The sequence below is a fragment of the Comamonas sp. FUJ_7 genome (assembly GCF_057369555.1).
The window spans coordinates 30,111-48,880 of sequence record NZ_JBXXZI010000003.1; the positions used below are offsets into that span (position 1 = coordinate 30,111).

Here is an 18,770-nt window from a genome sequence, read left to right on the forward strand (position 1 = left end):
TTCGTTTCTATAACGACCTGAAATCAATTATCAGCAAGCGCCTGCAGCTCCTTTTATCAGAGTACTTGCAGCTAACGCCCCTGGGGCACGGTATTGAATGGCAAGGGCAGTGGCCGCATATCGCGCCCATAGATGCGGCGGACGCGCTCACGCACCGAGGGGTGTGATTCCAGCCACTCTTCAAGCCCGCTGACATGGGGCGTGTCAGCCAGCAGCATGTGTTGCACCGCACGGTGATCCAGCCCCTGATGACTGCGCACATCGGCCTGCCAGTCACCGTACTGCTGCCGCGAAATCTCACGCTGCGCCAGCACCTTGCGCAGCACGCCGCCCAGGCCATCCTTGCTGCGCGTCCATTGCACAGCCCGTGCATCGGCCAGGTATTCGCGCTGGCGTGAGACAGCAGCCTTCAGTAATTGTCCGCACAGCCAGCCGATGAATCCCGAAGCCTGAATGAAAAGCCCAAACCACTGGGTAAGCACGTTATCGCGCTCGCGCAGGCCCTGGCCAAAGTTGTGAATCAGCTCCAGCCCGTACACCATGCTGGCCAGCTGCATGTTCAGGCGGGTATCGCCCTCGCGCAGGTGTGACAGCTCATGGGCCACCAAGCCCTGCATTTCTTCGCGATTGAGTTGATCGAGTGCCCCCTGCGTCACAGCAATCACCGCATCCTCGGTACCCCAGCCCGCTGCAAAGGCGTTGATGGCTTCGGTACGCACCAGCACGGCGACCTGGGGCGTGGGCCAATGTGCGGCAATGCACATTTCATCGACGATGTTGCACAGCTGCTGCTCGGCCAATGAGCTGCCCGGCCGCGCTTCGCGTGCGCCAACGCGCTCTGCCAGCTTGCGCCCGCCATGGCGCAACTGATCGAGCTCAATCCAGGTGCCGCCCAGCACCAGCAACAAGGTCACGCCGATATTGACTGCCGTGAACCCCGTGGGATAGTTCCAGCCGCCAAACAGCCAGGTGCCCAGCCACCATGCCAGAGCCAGCCCCAGGTGCACGGACACCACGACCGCCAGCACGCACAGGCCAAAAGCCAGCAACAGCCAGCGCGTGCGGCGCCGAGCCTGCTTTTGCTGCTCCCAAAAACGCATTCTTTAAAACTTGACCTGAGGGACGGAGCGCTCCTGCTCGTTCTGGATCGGCTCCAGCATATTCATGTGGGCAAAGCCCGTCAGGCGCGCAATCAGCAAATCGGGAAACTGGCCTGCCTCGTTGTTGAAGTCCAGCACCTGATCGTTATAGGCCTGGCGCGCAAAGCCAATGCGGTTTTCCGTGCTGGTGATCTCTTCGCTGAGCTGCTGCATGCGCGCATCGGCCTTGAGAGTGGGATAGGCCTCAGTCAGCGCCATCAATCGCCCCATCTGGCTGACCAGGGCTTGCTCGGCCAGCATCAGACCGCCAATGGCCTCTGTCTGCCCCGGAGACTGGCGTGCTCTTTCTGCAGCGCTGACGGCATCGCTGCGGGCTCGGGTCACGGCCTCCAGCGTCTGCGCCTCATGCTGCATATAGCCACGCGCCACTTCCACCAGATTGGGAATCAGGTCGTGACGGCGCTTGAGCTGCACATCAATCTGGGCAAATGCGTTTTCCACCTGGTTCTTATGCGTACGCAAGCGGTTGTAAATCGCCACACCCCAGATCAGAACCACCACCGCCACTGCAAGAGCAATCCAGCCAGCCATTCACGCCTCCCCTTAATTGTCGAAATGGAGGAAATGGTAGCCGACCACCCTGCTCAGCGCGAAAAATTCAGGCTTGCAGTGGCCCGCGATTGATGGCGCTCAGCGCCTGGTTGACTTCAAAAATCTTGCCGCGCAGATTGCGTACACCGGCTTCGGTCAGCCTGGCCGAATGCATGTCCAGATACTGCTGCGCATGCTCGCGCGTATCGAACAAATAGACGCCGCCGGCCTGCTTGGCCTGTGCGTCTTCGGTCCAGATCTTCCAGAGCATGCCGGGCTCCTGGTTGATGCTCTGGGCCAGTCCGCTAAAGGCCTGGACCATGGCCTCGCCAAAAGGCCCGTCCATCTCAAAATCGACTTGCAGCAAAAAAGGCATTGCGTCTTCCTTTCAAAGAATTCAAGCAGCAAAGCGCTCAAGCGCCGCGATTGCGCATCCAGTCTGCTGTGTTCATGAAGCTGGCCTTGAGGCGCGTGCGCAAAGCCTCGGGGACATCCGTCTCGCCCATGGCCTGATCCATGCAGGCCACCCACTGGTCACGCTCCAGAATGCCAATCGAGAACGGCATGTGACGCATGCGCAGACGCGGGTGACCAAAGCGTTCCTGATAGTAGTCGGGGCCGCCCAGCCAGCCGCAGAGAAACCAGAACAGCTTCTGGCGCGCATCTTCAAGCGTGCTGCCATGGGCGTCGCGCAGCTCCTTGTAGCCGGGCTCCAGATCCATGAGGTCATAGAAGCGCGCAACCAGTTGCTGCACTTTTTCTTCGCCACCTATCCATTCATAGGGCGTATCAAAGGGGGGCTTTTCTTCAATCTGCATGGAGCAGATTGTCGGTGCCCGTGCTTCCCCTGCGCAGCTGCATGGCAATTAAGAGTCAAAAGTGGCCTTAGCCCAATACTGACAAGCGCAAGCAGCTATCAAAATTGAATATTTTCATTCCTGCGCCTGCCGCAGCGTCTGCATGACCGGACGGCTGAGTACCTCACGCAGCGCCCACCAGCCCGCCAGCCATGCCAGCAGCGCCCCCGTCAAAGCACCGGCCAAAGGTACCCACCAGATCAGGCTCCACGCAAAGTCAAACACCCAGCGCGCCAGCGCCCAGCCCACGGCCAGCGCCACACCGCTGGCCAGAAAGCCAGCCATCAGACCCACGCCCGCCAGCTCGGCGCTCTGCACCTGCTGCAGCAGGCCCGACCTTGCCCCCACGGCACGCATGATGGCGTACTCGCGTGCCCGCTCCTCTCGCGTGCCGGTGACGGAGGCAAACAGCACCACCAGCCCGGCGACCAGAGTGAAGCCGAACAGAAATTCCACCGCACGTATGACCTGATCCATGACCTGCTGCACCTGGGCCAGCGTGCTGCTCAGATCGACATTGGTGATGTTGGGAAATTCATTGACCAGCGCATTGTCAAAACCCTTGATGTCCGGCGCGCGATAGGCGGCCAGATAGGTGACGGCCACATCCTCCAGATGCTGCACGGGGTAGATCACAAAGAAGTTGGCGCGCATGGAGCTCCAGTCCACCTTGCGCAGGCTGGTGATGCGGGCCTCGTTTTCCTGCCCGCCCACATCAAAGCGCAGCGTATCGCCCAGCTTCAGCCCCAGCGTTTTGGCAATGCCTTCTTCCATGCTGATGGCGTCCTGCTCGCCCGCCTGCCAGCGGCCGCCCACCAACTGGTTGTGCTCGGGCATGGTTTCAGCCGTGGAGATGTTGAACTCTCTGTCCACCATCCGCTTGGCGCGGTCTTCGGCATAGTCATCAGGGCTCACATCCCTGCCGTTGACGGCAATCAGCCGGCCGCGAATCATGGGGTACCAGTCATAGCTTTGCACCCCGGCTTTGTGGAGCGCAGCCTGAAAGTCCTGCGCCTGATCTGGCTGGATATTGATGACAAAGCGATCGGGCGCATTGACCGGCGTGGCCTTGCGCCAGCTGGCAATCAGATCCGTGCGCAGCAGCACCAGCAGCACCAGCGCCAGCAGCCCCACGGCCAAGGAGCTGACCTGCACCACGGCATACACCGGCTTGGCCGAAACCTGGCGCGTAGCCATCACCAGCCAGCGCGGCGCCGTGGTCTCATTGACCACGCGGCGCAGCAGCTTGACGGCCAGCCAGGCCAGGCCAGCAAACAGCAGCACCGCCGCCGCAAAGCCGCCCACGGCAATCAGACCCAGCTTGATGTCGCGGCTGACCGCCAGCAGCAAGGCAGCAAAGCCCGCCACACCCACGCCCAGCACCAGCCACGATGCCGGCTTAAGCGCACCCAGATCACGCCGCATCACGCGCAGCGGCGGCACCTGCGCCAGTTGCAGCACGGGCGGCAGGCCAAAGGCCAGCAGCAAGGTCAACCCCATGCCCACGCCAAACAGCGCCGGCCACAGGCTGGCCCCTGGCAAGGCCGATTCCACCAGCCCTGCCAGCAGCCAGACAAACACATGGTGCACGGCCCAGCCCAGCAGCACGCCAGCCGCACTGGCTGCCAGGGCAATTGCCGCAAACTCCACCACATAGGCCAGCGCAATGCGGCGCTGGCTCTGGCCCAGCACGCGCAGCATGGCCGATGCATCCAAGTGACTGGCGGCAAACGCCCGTGCAGCCAGTGCCACCGCCACGGCGGACAGCAGCGCGGACAACAGAGCCACCAGACTCAGAAATTTTTCGGCCCGGTCCAGCGTCTGGCGCATCTCGGGGCGGCCACTCTCCAGCGACTCTATGCGCACGCCATGCAAGTCTTTGGCCTGCTCCTGCGCCCAGTCCAGATAGCGCTGGGCAGCCTGCTCCCCAGCGCGCCCCGCTTCTGGCACGGCCGCCACCGCCAGTCGATAGCTGATGCGGCTGGCTGGCTGCACCAGCCGCGTGGCAGGCAAATCGTCCTCATTGATCATCACGCGCGGCGCAAAGCTCATGAAGCCCGCGCCCCGGTCCGGTTCGATGGCGATGATGTGCGAGATATGAAAGCTGGCATCGCCCAGCAGCAGCTGATCGCCAATCTTCAGGCCCAGCGCCTCCAGAAGCGGAGCATCCACCCATGCGTAGCCGCTCTCTGGCGTGGCCCTGACTGCCAGATCAGGCTGGCCCGGCCCCTGGTTCAGATGCATGACCCCACGCAGCGGATAGCCCGCCGCCACGCTTTTGAGCGCTACCAGGCGGCTGGCCCCGCCTTGCTCCTGCGCAGCTCGCGCCATGGTCGGAAAGCTGGCCGTGGTCACGGTCTGCAGCTTTTCCTGATGTGCATGATCGACAAACACGGCAGGCGTGGGGTTGTCGCTGACCACCACCACATCGCCCCCCAGCAGCTGGCGGGCATCGCGCTGCAAGCCAGCCTGCAGGCGGTCTGCAAAAAAGCCCACGGAGGTAAGCGCCGCCACGGCCAGCAGAACGGCCACGATGATCAGGCGCAGCTCTCCCGCGCGCAGGTCGCGCCAGAGATTGCGTAGGCCCAGAGTCCAGACAGATGATGCTTGCATGGGCTGCACGATAGCGCAGCCCCCGGCTTTCCTGCGAAAACTGCGTAGTCAATGACCATGTATTGCGGCCGATAATTCCCGCCCATTAACGGAGACAAAAACGTGGAAGTAATGCTGGTCGTGGCCCTGGGCGCCGCCGTGGCGGGATTTGTACAAGGGCTTTCGGGCTTTGCATTTGGCATGGTGGCCATGTCATTCTGGGCCTGGGTGCTGGAGCCGCAGCTGGCCGCCGTGCTCTCCGTCTTTGGCTCTCTCACCGGCCAGATCATTGCGGCCTTTACGGTGCGCCGCGAGTTTCACTGGAAGTCTTTGCTGCCCTTTATTGCCGGCGGACTGGTCGGCATTCCCATGGGGGTGGCTGTCATGCCGCACATGAATATGGACTGGTTCAAGTTTGGCCTTGGCCTGCTGCTGGTGCTGTGGTGCCCCACCATGCTGCTCAGCGCCCATCTGCCCCGTCTGACACTGGGCGGCGGCCTGCTGGCTCGCGCCACCGATACGGTGGCTGGCCTGATTGGTGGCGCCATGGGCGGGCTGGGCGGCTTCAGCGGTACCGTGCCCACGCTGTGGTGCACGCTGCGCGGCTTTGAGCGCCATGTGCAACGCACCGTGATTCAGAACTTCAATCTCTCGGTGCTGGCCGTCACCATGGCCAGCTATCTGGCAACCGGCATGGTCAAGCCCGCCATGTGGCAATGGTTCGCCGTGGTGCTGCCTGCCGTGCTGGTGCCCGTCATCTTCGGCACGCGTGTGTACAAAGGCGTCAGCGATGCCCGCTTTCGCCAGATCGTGCTGAGCCTGCTGATCTGCTCCGGCATCGCCATGCTGGCAGCGTCCGTGCCGCGCCTGTTCTTTGCGCCGTAACGTAGAACTGCCTACGGCTGGAGTGCCCCGCAGCCTCTACCATCTGCAGCATGAATGCCGCGCCCACAGAACCTACTGCCGAACTGACCGCTTTTTGCCATGCCATTCCCAAGATGGAGCTGCATTGCCATCTGCTGGGCACAGTTCGCAAAAACACTTTTATCGAACTGGCCGAGCGCTCCCAAGCGCCGCTGACACGCGAAGAAATTGAAGCCTTCTACACGCGCGGCGAAAAGCCCGTAGGCGTATTGCGCGTGCTGCGAGCACTGGACCAGTGGCTGCTACAGACGCCTGCCGACCTGGAGCGCATCGCCTACGAATACCTGCAGGATGCCGCCGCCCACAACGTTCGCTATGCCGAGTTTTTCTGGAACCCCACGGGCACGGTGCAATGCTCTGGCATGAGCTATGCCGCAGCCCAGCAGGCGATTTTGGCGGGAGCTGCCGCCGCGCAAAAGGACTGCGGCATACGCGGCCGTCTCGTGCCCTCCATCGACCGTGAAGCCCCGCCCGAAGCCGCAGTGCAGATGGTGCAATGGATGCTGGAGAGTCGCCATGATGAAGTGCCCGGCATAGGCATTGACTACCGCGAAAACGAACGCCCGCCCGAGCTGTTCATCGAAGCCTACGTGCTGGCCAAAAAGAAGGGTCTCAGGACCACAGCCCACGCCAGCGAGTTCGGCCTGCCCTGGAACAATCTGCAAACCGCCATTGAGACCCTCAAGGTGGACCGCGTAGACCACGGCTACACCGTGATCGACAACCCGGAGCTGGCACAGCGCTGCGCCGATTTGGGCATTGTGTTTACCGTGGTACCGACCAACTCCTACTACCTGCGCACACTTTCGCCAGAACGCTGGGCGCTGGACCACCCCATTCGCAAAATGCCGTCCATGGGCATTCGCGTGCACCCCAACACCGACGACCCCACCTTGCACCACGTCAACCCCACTGGAGCCTGGACCAAGATGGTCAGCGACTTTGGTTTCTCGGTTTCAGACCTCCGCAGCTTCATGCTCAACGGCATCGATGCGGCATGGCTTGACGAAAGCGAAAAGCGCGTTCTGCGTTCGCAGTGGGGCGCAGAGTTTGATGCTCTGCACGCCCGTATGCTGCCGGTATAAATTGCGCTCAAAACAGCTTCAAGCGCTTACAAACAAAGCGCTTGAAGCTATCAAATTCATAGAAATCAGATTTCTTTACCGCAAGAGTTCACTCTCGATATCTCGAAAAACACATCTCTGCCTTGCCGCCTCTTTCTGCATTTTTCTGCGCTTATTTCACTCCCTTCTTTCTTCATAGTGGCACCAGCCATAGGTTTAATTCAGAAGCAAGAGGCAGAAAAACCCCCAGCGATTAAAATTACCTAACGCCCTGGCGATCTACTGTCAATAAAAAGCCATGACAGAAGAAATGGTTAGTCACAGCTTGACCACCAGGAATTCGAACCCTTGACGCGATTAAGGAGTTGAAGAAATTTGGTTAATTCCATCACCAAGGAGCAAGGCCTCCAGATCACCTCGTTGAGCAACGCAGGTAAATCCCCCCGCAGCATCGCCACCGAACTGGGTATTCCCCTGACTGCAGTCAACCAGCACTGCAGCCCCAAAGGCAGGTCTCCCTCACTGACCGCGCTCAGCAACCGCAGCGTGAGCAAGACCAAGGCATCGCCGCATGCCATACCCACCAAGACCAGCGATACCAAGTACACGGTTATCGAGTTCAAGCCCGACCCCGACGGTCCCTTCGTCAACGCCACGATGACCGAGCAATACCAGGGTCTGGAACTTTCTTACCGCCGATAAGCCGCTACAGAGCCCCCGCCACAGCAAGACCTCGCGCCCCAGCGTGATGTGCCAACGCTGACGCGGGGGCTTTTTTCGTTCTGCCTTTGGTTCTGCTTTTTCGCTCTGCACCATCGCACCATGAGAGCAGATCAGCAGCCGCCCGCCCTGCAACTCTCAGACTGCCAGATTGCCCCACAAAGAAATCAGCCTGCAAGCACGACCTGCTTTGCATCCGCAGGCATGATGGCGGCCATCTTTTCTGTTTGACGACATCGATGAGCACCTGCCCCAAAGCTGTGCAGGCGCTCATCACCCGAATTTTCATGACCGCCGCCCAAGACACCTCCGCTCCCACGCTTGAAGCACTGCAAGACTCCCTAACCCAGCTCAAGGCCACGGGCACCAAGCTGGATGCCACGCGCCAGCAGTACGAGCAGAAAATGCAGCGTTCCAGAAAGTGGAATATGTTTGCCGTGGCCATTGCCGCCGTGGTCTGCCTGGTGGCATGGATCAACCATGCATCGCCCTGGCTGCGCTGGGGTATTCTGCCGCTGACACTGTTTCTGACCCTGTTCTTTGAAGCCATGCGCCGCCTGCTGGGCCTGACCATGCAAAGCAGTATTCGCCAGCTGCAGATTCAGATCGGCAGCCTGGAAAAGCAGATGAACGAAGCGCGCGCCAGTCAAGCCAAACTCACGCAAGAGAACGCTCAGCCATGACGCAAGAACAGCTTTTTCGCGTACTCATGGTCTGCACCGGCAATATCTGCCGCAGTCCCACAGCCCATGGCGTCTTTGAAAAAATGGTCGCCGATGCTGGCCTGCAGCACCGCATCAGCGTGGACTCTGCCGGCACGCACGGCTACCACGTGGGCGAAGCTCCGGACCGCCGCAGCCAGCAGCATGCCAGCCGCAGAGGCTATGACCTGAGTGGTCAACGCGCACGCCAGCTCACGGCGCAGGACTTTGAGGATTTCGATCTGGTGCTGGTCATGGATGCGGACAATGAAACCGCTGCACGACGTATTGCCAGCTCTTCGCAGCAGCAGCGCATGAAGCGTCTGACCGACTACTGTCAGCGCTTTGACGACCAGGAATTACCCGACCCTTATTACGGCGGCGAACGCGGCTTCGAGCATGTGCTGGATCTGGTGGAAGATGCCTGCAAGGGTCTGCTGCAAGCCATCACCCCAAAGCAGACAAGCTGAATTCATGCAAGTCACCGTCAGCCACCACATTGACGCCAGCGAGCCCGATGAGCATGGCGACTACGAGTATTACTACGAGTACGACATTTTTCTGTTCACCGAAGGCCCACTCACACTCAAGGCCCGCAGCTACAGCGATGAAGGCAGCCAGGCAAGCTTGATGGGACTGGGCCAGGCGGGAAAGCTTCACCTGTTGGAATACAAAGACCTGAAGCTCCCGTTGGTACAGCAGGCCGTCAATCACCTGCGCAGTCTGGGCAAGCACGAGGTGCGCTGGCTGAACCCTCGCTACGCACGCTACGAGCCTGTTTAAAGCGGCCTGCCGGGGTGTCTAGCTCCTGCGGCCCCAGTTCATCACCGCAGTACCCGCAATAGCCATGGCTCCGCCCAGCAGCATGGAGCCATCAATGCTTTCGCCCAGCAGCAAGGCTGAGAGAACCACGCCAATCACTGGCACCAGCGTGATGTAGCCCGATGCGGCTCCGGCCCCCAGTTTTTTGACACCCGAGAAATACCAAGCATAGGCCACGGCGGTAGAACCGTAGGCCATAAAAATCATTGCCGTCCAGGCTGTTCCGCTGGCCTGAAAGGCCGAAGCCAGCCCCTGAGGCTCTTCCACCAATAGACTGGTTACCAGCAGCAGCAGGGCACCAAAAATCGATGTTACCGTGGTGGCTGCCAGCGCATCTACGCCCGCCAGCATGGCTCGGCCAATCAGCGTGTACCCCACCCAGCAGGCCACGCAGCCCAGAATCAGCATCTCCCCCACACCAATCGTTCCTTGCAACAGCTGCAGAGGATCGCCATGCGAGATCACCACCACCGCACCGCAAGCGGCCACCAGCATGCCCAGCGCAATGGTGAGATTGATGCGTTCCTTGAACAGCCACACGGCCAGTGCCAGCGTGACCACCGGGTTGAGCGTGATCAGCAAGGCAGCCTTGCCTGCGGGCAGGTGCTGCAAGCCCGTCAAAAAGAAACTGGCATAGCCAAACACCCCCGTCGCCCCTGCGGCAAACATCCCCAGCCAGGTCTTGACTGACCATTTCTTGAGTGCGCCCAGCCCACCCGACCAATAGAGCCAGGGCAGCAGCATGGTGGCGGCCAGAATAAAGCGCAAAGCCGATGCTGCCAGCGGCGGCATATTGAGCGCCAGAATGCGGCCGGCAGGCCAGGATGCCCCCCAAAGAACAGCCATACCCAAAAGGCGCAGATGCGCGCTCATCAAAGCGCTTTTGACGGAATCGGTAGTCATGAAAGAAGCAGACATGCAAGGCCGCTACCGCCCAATGACAGGCAGCGGCTCAGATCAGAGAAATGAGGGTCCAATATACCCGCAGCCAAGACAGGGCAAGCGCATGCTGCTCTCGTTTTACGAATAGTCTGATGCTTTTACCGGCCTCAGCTGCGCAGCATGCAGCAGCAGCGCCTCGCGCACCAACGGTCGCAATTGCGCAGCCTCACCGGGCCGCTCCAGCACCTGCAAAATCTGCCCGCGCATGCGAGGGTCCCAGAACTTGCGCAGATGCTCGGCAATGCCTTGCAGGGCTTCGTCGCGATTGGGCTGGGCTTCAAAGAACTCGCCAATGCGGTTGACCATGCGGATCAGGTTGTCGGCATCCATCACTTGCCTCCCGCAAAAGCGGCAGCGTCCTGCGCTGCGGCCAGATGGCTGAGCTGCTCGCTGTTGAAGCGCGCATAGTCCTTCTGCCAGCTGGACGACTGGGCGGAACTCGGCACCGGCATGACCTGCACGGCCGTCACCTTGTACTCGGGGCAGTTGGTGGCCCAGTCCGAGTTATCGGTCGTGATCACATTCGCCCCGGACTCCGGGAAGTGGAAGGTGGTGTAGACCACACCGGGCTGTATGCGCTCGGTCACCGTGGCGCGCAGCACCGTCTGACCGGCGCGGCTCTCAATGCCCACCCAGTCGCCTTCGCGTATGCCTCGGTCCTCGGCATCATGGGGGTGAATTTCCAGCACATCTTCGCCATGCCACAGACTGTTGGCCGTGCGGCGGGTCTGCGCGCCCACGTTGTACTGCGAGAGGATACGGCCCGTGGTCAACAGCAGCGGAAAGCGCTGCGTGACCTTTTCATCGGTGGCCACATATTGCGTGATGATGAAGCGCCCCTTGCCACGCACAAATTTCTGCTCGTGCATGATGGCCGTTCCGGCCTCGTCGGTGCTGTCATTGCAAGGCCATTGCACGCTGCCAAGGCGTTCGATCTTCTCGTAGCTCACGCCCGCAAAGGTCGGCGTCAGCGCCGCAATCTCGGCCATGATGTCGCTGGGGTGGCCGTAGCTCATGGGGTAGCCCAGCGCGTTGGACAGCAGCTGCGTCACCTCCCAGTCCGCATAACCGGCCAGTGGCTGCATCAGCTTTTTGACTCGCGAGATACGGCGCTCTGCATTGGTAAAGGTGCCGTCTTTTTCCATGAAGGACGAGCCGGGCAGAAACACATGGGCGTACTTGGCGGTTTCGTTGAGGAAGATGTCCTGCACCACCACGCACTCCATGGCCGCCAGTGCCGCCGTCACATGCTGGGTGTTGGGGTCAGACTGAACAATGTCCTCACCCTCGCAGTACAGCCCCAGAAAGCTGCCGCCCAGAGCGGCCTCAAACATGTTCGGTATGCGCAGGCCCGGCTCGGGGTTCAGGGGCACGCCCCATGCCGCTTCAAACTCGGCACGCGTGGTGCTGTCCGAGATATGGCGGTAGCCCGGCAGCTCATGCGGAAAGCTGCCCATATCGCAGCTGCCCTGCACATTGTTCTGGCCCCGCAGCGGGTTCACACCCACGCCCTCGCGGCCCACATTGCCCGTGGCCATGGCCAGATTGGCAATGCCCATGACCATGGTCGATCCCTGCGCATGTTCCGTCACGCCCAAGCCGTAGTAGATGGCGGAGTTGACCTGAGCTTTCCGGGCTCCATCACCCTTGGCATACAGCCGCGCCGCACCGCGCACCAGCGCCGGGGCCACACCCGTGATTTCTGCCGTGGCTTCGGGCGAGTTTTCAGGGCGAGCCACAAATGCCTTCCATTGCTCGAAGGACTTGGCGTCGCAGCGCTCAGCTACGTATTCCTCGGCAAGCCAGCCTTCGGTGACGATCACATGGGCCAGCGCCGTAATCATGGCCACATTGGTGCCGGGGCGCAGTTGCAGGTGATAGTCGGCCTTGATGTGCGGCGAGCTGACCAGCTCGATCTCTCGCGGATCGATCACGATCAGCTTCGCCCCCGCACGCAGGCGCTTTTTCATGCGCGAGCCAAACACCGGGTGGGCCGCCGTGGGGTTGGCGCCTATGACCATGATGACGTCGGACTGCTCTACCGACTTGAAGGTCTGCGTGCCCGCCGATGTGCCATAGGTCTGACCCAGACCATAGCCTGTGGGCGAGTGGCAGACACGTGCGCAGGTATCGACGTTGTTGTTGCCAAACGCTGCGCGAATGAGCTTTTGCACCAGATAGGTTTCTTCGTTGGTGCAGCGCGATGAGGTGATACCTCCAATCGAATCCCTGCCATGCTCGGCCTGAATGCGGCGAAACTCACTGGCCGCATGGCCTATAGCCTCCTCCCAACTCACTTCGCGCCAGGGGTCGGTGATCTTTGCGCGGATCATGGGTTGGGTAATGCGATCCTTGTGCGTGGCATAGCCCCAGGCAAAGCGCCCTTTGACGCAAGCATGGCCTTCATTGGCCTTGCCGTCCTTCCACGGCACCATGCGAACAACCTGCTCGCCCTTCATCTCGGCCTTGAAGCCGCAGCCCACGCCGCAATAGGCGCACGTAGTGATCTCGCTGTGCTCGCTCTGCCCCAGCTCCACCACCGTCTTCTCCTGCAGTGTGGCCGTGGGGCAGGCTTGCACGCAGGCCCCGCAGCTCACGCAGTCACTGGCCATAAAGCCATCGCCCTGCCCAGCCGTCACCCGCGACTCGAACCCGCGCCCGGTAATGGTCAGCGCAAACGTGCCCTGCGTTTCCTCGCAGGCGCGCACGCAACGGTTGCAGACAATGCATTTGCTGGGGTCGTAGTTGAAATAGGGGTTGGAGGTATCAACAGCAGCCTTGGCTTCACCCTTGAAGTGGTTGGCTCCGTCCATGCCATAGCGCACCTCGCGCAGGCCCACCACACCGGCCATATCCTGCAGCTCGCAGTCACCGTTGGACGAGCAGGTCAGACAGTCCAGCGGGTGGTCGGAGATATACAGTTCCATCACCCCCTTGCGCAGCTCCTGCAGCTGCGGGCTTTGCGTCCTGACCTTCATGCCCGCTTCGGCAGGCGTGGTGCACGATGCCGGAAAGCCCTTGCGCCCCTCGATCTGCACCAGACACAGACGGCATGAGCCAAAGGGTTCCAGAGAATCGGTGGCGCAGAGCTTGGGCACCTTGATGCCGCCATCCACCGCAGCGCGCATCAGCGAGGTGCCTTTGGGCACCGTCACGTCTCGGCCATCAATTTGCAGGGTGACGAGTTCTTCAGACAGGCTGGCCGGCGTGCCGAAGTCGGTGTTCTTCAAATGCTCGAGCATGGTCTGGCTCTCCTCAGACGGGGGTCACGGTCGTCATGACCTGTACGGGCTCAATACCGAAGTCCTGCGGATAGTGGCGCAAGGCCGATCGCACGGGGTATGGCGTCATGCCGCCCATGGCGCAGAGGCTGCCTTTTTCCATGGTCTCGCACAGGCTCTCCAGCAAGCTCACATTCGCGGCTTTCACGGCGCCCGTGTTGGCGGTAATGCGGTCAATGACCTCCACACCGCGTGTCGAACCTATGCGGCAGGGCGTGCACTTGCCGCAGGATTCAATTGCGCAGAACTCCATGGCATAACGCGCCAGCTGCGCCATGTCGGCGCTGTCGTCATGCACCACCAGACCGCCATGTCCTACTACATTGCCCTTGGCGGCGTAGGCCTCGTAATCCAGCGGCGCATCCCAGTCTGTGGGGGCGACGTAGCTACCCAGCGGGCCGCCGACTTGAATCGCCTTGATGGGCCTGCCCGTAGCCGTGCCTCCCCCAAAGTCCTCAACCAGCTCGCGCAGCGAAAGGCCAAAGGCTTTTTCCACCAGCCCGCCCCGCGCAATATTGCCAGCCAGCTGAAACGGCTGCGTGCCACGCGAGCGACCCATGCCATAGCCCTGATAGAAGGCCGCACCCCTTGCCATGATGATGGGCACCGTGGCCAGCGTGATCACGTTGTTGATGACCGTGGGCTTGCCAAACAGCCCCTCCATCGCGGGCAGCGGCGGCTTGGCGCGCACAATGCCGCGCTTGCCTTCAAGGCTCTCCAGCATCGCTGTTTCTTCACCGCAGACATAGCTGCCTGCCCCCACACGCACCTGCAGCACAAAGGCCTTGCCGCTGCCCGCCACATTGCGGCCCAGCCAGCCCGCCGCACTGGCGCGGGCAATAGCCTCATTCAGCGCAGCAATAGCGTGCGGATATTCGCTGCGCACATAGATAAAGCCCTGGCTTGCCCCCACGGCCAGCGCCGCAATCGCCATGCCTTCGATCAGGCAGTACGGGTCGCCCTCCATCAGCAGACGGTCGGCAAACGTGCCTGAATCGCCTTCATCGGCATTGCAGGCAATGTATTTCTGCGGCCCGACAGCCATCGCCACGGTCTTCCATTTGATGCCCGCAGGAAACGCCGCCCCGCCGCGCCCACGCAGGCCGGAGTCCAGCACCTGCTGCACGATGGCTTCAGGCGCCATGGCTGCCGCAGCTTTCAGCCCCAGCCAGCCGCCATGGGCTTCGTAGTCGGCAAGGCTCAGCGGGTCGATCACGCCCACACGCGCAAAGGTCAGCCGCTCCTGCCGGGCCAGATACGGGATTTGCGCCGTCAAGCCATGGCACAGCGCATGGGGCTGCCCTTGCAGCATGCCGGCATCGAGCAGACCCGCCACATCCGTCGCCTGAACCGGACCATAGGCCACACGGCCTTGCCCGGTTTCCACCTCGACCAAGGTCTCCAGCCACAGCAGACCCCGCGAACCATTGCGCACAATCTGCACCGGCCATCCACGGGCTGCGCATTGCTCTGCCAACGTTCGGGCGACTTCATCAGCCCCCACGGCCAGCGCCGCCGCATCACGCGGCACATAAACGCGCACGGCACTCACTACGCTTTCAGTAGCTACCAGCGCTTTATCTGCATGCACCACAGGCTGTTTTTGCTGTATTTTTTGCAGCAGAACATCCAGCTTGTCGGGCGTCATCTGCGCATGGACTTCATGCTCATCCACCATCACCGCAGGCGACTGGGCGCACAAACCAAGGCAGTAGACCGGCTCCAGCGTCACGCTGCCGTCGGCTGTGGTTTCGTGGGCCTGGCACGCCAGTACTGCCTCGGCATGGGCCATCAGGGCATCAGCTCCCCGCGACTGACAGGACTCGGCTCGGCAAATCTGGATCAGCGCCCGGCCATGCGGCTTGTCGCGCAGATGCGGGTAGTAGCTGATGACGCCATGCACTTCGGCGCTGGAGAGATTTAAAGCCTCGGCAATCACGGGCACGGCTGCGGCCGGAATAAAGCCCAGTGCTTTCTGTACGGCATGCAGCAGCGGCAAGAGTTCTGCGGGCTCTTCGCCAAAGCGCGCCAGGCAATGCTTCAAAGCATCTACCTGCTCGGCACTGAGCAAGGCCCGCACGGGCAAGATGGCCGATGGTTTTTTTTCAGAGGGCATGGGGCGGCCTTTTTATGCGGGCGCACCTGCACCCTTTGTCTCATGCCGCATTTCAGCCTCAGGGCTGCCTCAGGTCAAATTCTTTGAAGTGATGACTTGATTCAAGCTGTGAATCAACGCACAGCCCCGGCAAAGCGGACGCATTGCTGCATCCACTGCCCCGATTTCACCAGTGCCATGGCGGCTTGCTGCGCCCGGGTCGCCTGCTCCTGAGGCGGTGTCAAGAATGCAATCGCTGTCTGCACCTTAGGTCCCACCAATGGCCGCACGCGCAGTTGCACGGCATCGGGCAAGGTCGCTACCAGCGCTCCCGGTAGCACGCTATGCATCCCACCTTCGGTCACGGCCTGCATCAGGCTGAGCACGGAATTGGTTTCCATCGCTGCTTCCACCTCGCAGCCTGCGGCCTTGAAGCTCTGGTCCACAATCAGCCGGTTGTGCATGTCCGGGGTCAAAAGGCATAGCGGCAGTCTCGCTGCCTGCGCCCACTTCATGGGCTTTTGGCTATGACTTTCAGTCGCAGGACTGAGCAGAAAATAATGCTCCTGGTACTGTGGCCAGATCGTGATGCGGGTGTTGCGCTCAAGCCGTCGACCGGTGCTGGAGAGGCGATCGCCATAGCCCAGCGCCAGATCCAGTGTCAGATCTTCCAGCCCGCTATCAATTTCCAGAGAGCTCATGGACAGCACCATGGGCGTGATACCCGGATGCTGCTGACGCAGCAGCGCGGCAAAGCGCGTGAGCATGGGCATGGCCGTGGGCACAGCCGCCATGCGCAAATGGCCTTTGAGCTGACCCGTTGCAGCGCTCAAGTCCTGGCGCAAGGATTCTTCAGCCCTGAGCATGGACAGCGCCGTGGCCAGCACCTGCTCGCCCTCGGGCGTCAGCCCGCCAAACACACGACCACGCCGCACGATGACGGCGCCAAACTCATCCTCCAGCGCCTTGAGCGCATTGGACAGCGCGGGCTGCGTGATATGGCAGGCCTGCGCCGCCCTTGCGAAATGGCGGTGCTCATTAAGGGCCACCAGATACCGCATGGAGGTCAGCAGGTTCATAAAGATTTAACTCTCAAAAATGAAAAATTCTGCATGAGCCAAAATCCTACGCACCTGCACACTCCGCCGTAGGGACACCGAGCAAGGGCCGCCCCGCAGCAAGGGTGTCGTCCCCCTCCCGGAGAGAGAGGGGGAAGGCGCATAGCGCCTCAGGGGGTGAATCTCAGGTTCCCTGAGATACCGTAATCGTAGGGAACTTGCTGGAGAAGTCCTTGGCCTTGAGAGCTACCTTCACGGCCAGATCGCGCGCGACCTTTTTGTAGACCTGAGCGGCTTCGCTCTCGGGATCTGCCACCACCGTGGGTGTGCCGCTATCGGCCTGCAGGCGAATCTGCAGCGACAGAGGCAACGCACCCAGGTAGTCGATGTTCTGCTCGCCGGCCATCTTCTTGCCGCCATCGGCGCCGAAGATGTGTTCGACATGGCCGCAGTTGGTGCAAACGTGAGCGGCCATGTTTTCGACCAGACCCAGAATAGGCACGCCCACCTTCTCGAACATCTGAACGCCCTTTTTGGCGTCGATCAGGGCGATGTCCTGGGGCGTGGTCACCACCACGGCACCCGTCATGGGCACGCGCTGGGCCAGCGTCAGCTGAATGTCGCCGGTGCCCGGGGGCATGTCCACAAACAGATAGTCCAGATCACGCCAGTTGGTCTGGCGCAGCATTTGCTCCAGTGCCTGCGTGGCCATGGGGCCGCGCCAGATCATGGCCTGGTCGTTGTTGACGAGCAGACCGATGGACATGACTTGCACGCCATGGTTTTCCAGCGGCTCCATGGTCTTGCCGTCATGGCTTTCGGGCTTGCCCGAGACTCCCATCATCATGGGCTGGCTGGGGCCGTAGATGTCGGCGTCCAGAATGCCCACGCGTGCACCTTCGGCGGCCAGCGCCAGCGCCAGGTTGGCTGTGGTCGTGCTCTTGCCCACGCCGCCCTTGCCGGACGAGATGGCCACGATGTTCTTCACACCAGGCAACAGCTGCACGCCACGCTGCACGGCATGCGATGCCACCTTAGTGGTGATGTTGACCGAGACATTGCCCACACCGGCCACGCTCTTGGCGGCAGCAATGAACTGGCTGCGCAGGTCGGCATGCAAGCTCTTGGCCGGATAGCCCATCTCCACATCAAACGAGACATCGTCGCCCGCGATCTGCAGATTGCGCAGTGCGCGAGTGCTCACAAAGTCCTTGCCCGTGTGCGGATCGAGCACCGCTGCGAGTGCGCCCTGAAGCGCTTGTTCGGTTACAGCCATTGGTTCCAGTTTCCAGAAGGTTCGTCAATGGGGATAGTCTAGCGAAGCTCTCCAACCCTAGTGCACAGCGGCGATCTCTGCCTGGCCCCTGCCGGCACAGGAGACAATGCTGCCCCTTGCCCCAATTTTGAGAGACAGCCCGTGAAACTGAAGATGGCCGAAAACTCCCTGTTCGCAGTCCTGATGCGCTCGCGCTGGTGGATCAGCTTTGCGATCTGCGCCGCCGTGGTGCTGATATCGCTGGCCGTGTTCCCCAAGGACATCTCGCCGTTTGCTGCGCTGGGTGCCTTTCCGTTTTTTATCGTGGGCTGCATCGCTTTTTACAAGCAGATGCGCGCACCCAGTCCGGCACGGCTGGAGCTGATTCAGCAAGTCGTTGCCGAGCAGTCCTGGGCCGACTTCAGCGCCCAGCTGCAGGCCGCCTGGCAAGCCGAGGGCTATGAAGTTCAGCCGCTGAACCTGCCCGGCGTCGATCTGCTGCTGAGCCGCAATGGTCAGACCAGTGTCGTCAGCGCGCGACGCTGGAAGGCTGCCACCCATGGCGTGGAGCCGCTGCGCGAGCTGCAGGCAGCGCAGGCCCGCCAACAAGCCGATCAAAGTGTTTATGTGGCGCTGCAGGCCCTGGGAGAAAAGGCCGCAGACTGGGCTGCCAAGCAACAAATCACCGTGCTTGATGCCCGCGCTATCGCCACCTTGATTGCCAAAATCCCCAAGGCCGGCAACAAAAGCGGCCACTGACATCAGGTA

18 protein-coding genes are annotated in these 18,770 nt (G+C 61.4%); 7 read left to right on the plus strand and 11 right to left on the minus strand.

Annotated elements, in window-relative coordinates; all coding sequences use genetic code 11:
- Positions 1-71: 71 nt before the first annotated feature.
- The 5 genes from AC2I9W_RS05565 to AC2I9W_RS05585 all read right to left on the minus strand — a co-directional run bounded on the left by AC2I9W_RS05565 (position 72) and on the right by AC2I9W_RS05585 (position 5,161).
- Positions 72-1,100 carry a M48 family metalloprotease gene (locus AC2I9W_RS05565; protein ID WP_486409027.1) on the minus strand — a complete coding sequence of 343 codons (1,029 nt, stop codon included), beginning with the start codon at positions 1,098-1,100 and terminating at the stop codon, positions 72-74.
- Positions 1,101-1,103: 3 nt separating this feature from the next.
- Entirely contained in the window at positions 1,104-1,691 is a 588-nt protein-coding gene (locus tag AC2I9W_RS05570) for a LemA family protein (RefSeq protein WP_486409028.1), read from the minus strand.
- A 67-nt stretch (positions 1,692-1,758) separates the two neighbouring features.
- A complete protein-coding gene (locus AC2I9W_RS05575) occupies positions 1,759-2,067 on the minus strand; it encodes a monooxygenase (protein ID WP_486409029.1) in 309 nt (102 codons plus the stop codon).
- 37 nt (positions 2,068-2,104) lie between these two features.
- Positions 2,105-2,509, minus strand: coding sequence for a group II truncated hemoglobin (locus AC2I9W_RS05580; RefSeq protein ID WP_486409030.1), 405 nt, complete (start codon positions 2,507-2,509; stop codon positions 2,105-2,107).
- Between the two features lie 114 nt (positions 2,510-2,623).
- Positions 2,624-5,161 carry an ABC transporter permease gene (locus AC2I9W_RS05585; RefSeq protein ID WP_486409031.1) on the minus strand — a complete coding sequence of 846 codons (2,538 nt, stop codon included), beginning with the start codon at positions 5,159-5,161 and terminating at the stop codon, positions 2,624-2,626.
- Between the two features lie 111 nt (positions 5,162-5,272).
- Here AC2I9W_RS05585 and AC2I9W_RS05590 point away from each other — a divergent pair, with 111 nt between their 5' ends.
- The 6 genes from AC2I9W_RS05590 (at position 5,273) to AC2I9W_RS05615 (ending at position 9,332) form a co-directional block, all read left to right on the plus strand.
- Positions 5,273-6,025, plus strand: a complete 753-nt coding sequence (locus AC2I9W_RS05590) for a sulfite exporter TauE/SafE family protein (RefSeq protein WP_486409297.1) — start codon at positions 5,273-5,275, stop codon at positions 6,023-6,025.
- A 50-nt stretch (positions 6,026-6,075) separates the two neighbouring features.
- Complete coding sequence (locus AC2I9W_RS05595) at positions 6,076-7,149, plus strand: adenosine deaminase family protein (RefSeq protein ID WP_486409032.1); 1,074 nt, start codon at positions 6,076-6,078, stop codon at positions 7,147-7,149.
- 354 nt (positions 7,150-7,503) lie between these two features.
- Positions 7,504-7,830 (plus strand): hypothetical protein, encoded by a 327-nt coding sequence (locus AC2I9W_RS05600; protein WP_486409033.1) that lies wholly within the window; start codon positions 7,504-7,506, stop codon positions 7,828-7,830.
- Positions 7,831-8,135: 305 nt separating this feature from the next.
- A complete protein-coding gene (locus tag AC2I9W_RS05605) occupies positions 8,136-8,531 on the plus strand; it encodes a hypothetical protein (RefSeq protein ID WP_486409034.1) in 396 nt (131 codons plus the stop codon).
- Positions 8,528-9,019, plus strand: coding sequence for a low molecular weight protein-tyrosine-phosphatase (locus AC2I9W_RS05610; protein WP_486409035.1), 492 nt, complete (start codon positions 8,528-8,530; stop codon positions 9,017-9,019). Before AC2I9W_RS05605 ends, AC2I9W_RS05610 begins: the two co-directional genes overlap by 4 nt.
- A 4-nt stretch (positions 9,020-9,023) precedes the next feature.
- Positions 9,024-9,332: a hypothetical protein gene (locus AC2I9W_RS05615; RefSeq protein ID WP_486409036.1), complete on the plus strand. Its 309-nt coding sequence runs from the start codon at positions 9,024-9,026 to the stop codon at positions 9,330-9,332.
- Positions 9,333-9,350: 18 nt separating this feature from the next.
- Here the strand turns inward: AC2I9W_RS05615 and AC2I9W_RS05620 are convergent, their stop codons facing one another.
- The 6 genes from AC2I9W_RS05620 to apbC all read right to left on the minus strand — a co-directional run bounded on the left by AC2I9W_RS05620 (position 9,351) and on the right by apbC (position 18,023).
- Positions 9,351-10,274 (minus strand): DMT family transporter, encoded by a 924-nt coding sequence (locus tag AC2I9W_RS05620; RefSeq protein WP_486409037.1) that lies wholly within the window; start codon positions 10,272-10,274, stop codon positions 9,351-9,353.
- A 117-nt stretch (positions 10,275-10,391) separates the two neighbouring features.
- Complete coding sequence (locus tag AC2I9W_RS05625; protein ID WP_486409038.1) at positions 10,392-10,643, minus strand: formate dehydrogenase subunit delta; 252 nt, start codon at positions 10,641-10,643, stop codon at positions 10,392-10,394.
- Complete coding sequence (gene fdhF / locus AC2I9W_RS05630) at positions 10,643-13,555, minus strand: formate dehydrogenase subunit alpha (RefSeq protein WP_486409039.1); 2,913 nt, start codon at positions 13,553-13,555, stop codon at positions 10,643-10,645. Before fdhF ends, AC2I9W_RS05625 begins: the two co-directional genes overlap by 1 nt.
- A gap of 13 nt (positions 13,556-13,568) precedes the next feature.
- Entirely contained in the window at positions 13,569-15,710 is a 2,142-nt protein-coding gene (locus tag AC2I9W_RS05635; RefSeq protein ID WP_486409040.1) for a formate dehydrogenase subunit gamma, read from the minus strand.
- A 113-nt stretch (positions 15,711-15,823) separates the two neighbouring features.
- Positions 15,824-16,768, minus strand: coding sequence for a LysR family transcriptional regulator (locus AC2I9W_RS05640; RefSeq protein ID WP_486409041.1), 945 nt, complete (start codon positions 16,766-16,768; stop codon positions 15,824-15,826).
- A gap of 163 nt (positions 16,769-16,931) precedes the next feature.
- Positions 16,932-18,023, minus strand: a complete 1,092-nt coding sequence (gene apbC / locus AC2I9W_RS05645; protein WP_486409042.1) for an iron-sulfur cluster carrier protein ApbC — start codon at positions 18,021-18,023, stop codon at positions 16,932-16,934.
- 153 nt (positions 18,024-18,176) lie between these two features.
- On the opposite strand from apbC, the gene AC2I9W_RS05650 reads away from it, so the two are divergent.
- A complete protein-coding gene (locus tag AC2I9W_RS05650) occupies positions 18,177-18,761 on the plus strand; it encodes a restriction endonuclease (protein WP_486409298.1) in 585 nt (194 codons plus the stop codon).
- The last annotated feature ends 9 nt before the right edge of the window (positions 18,762-18,770 follow it).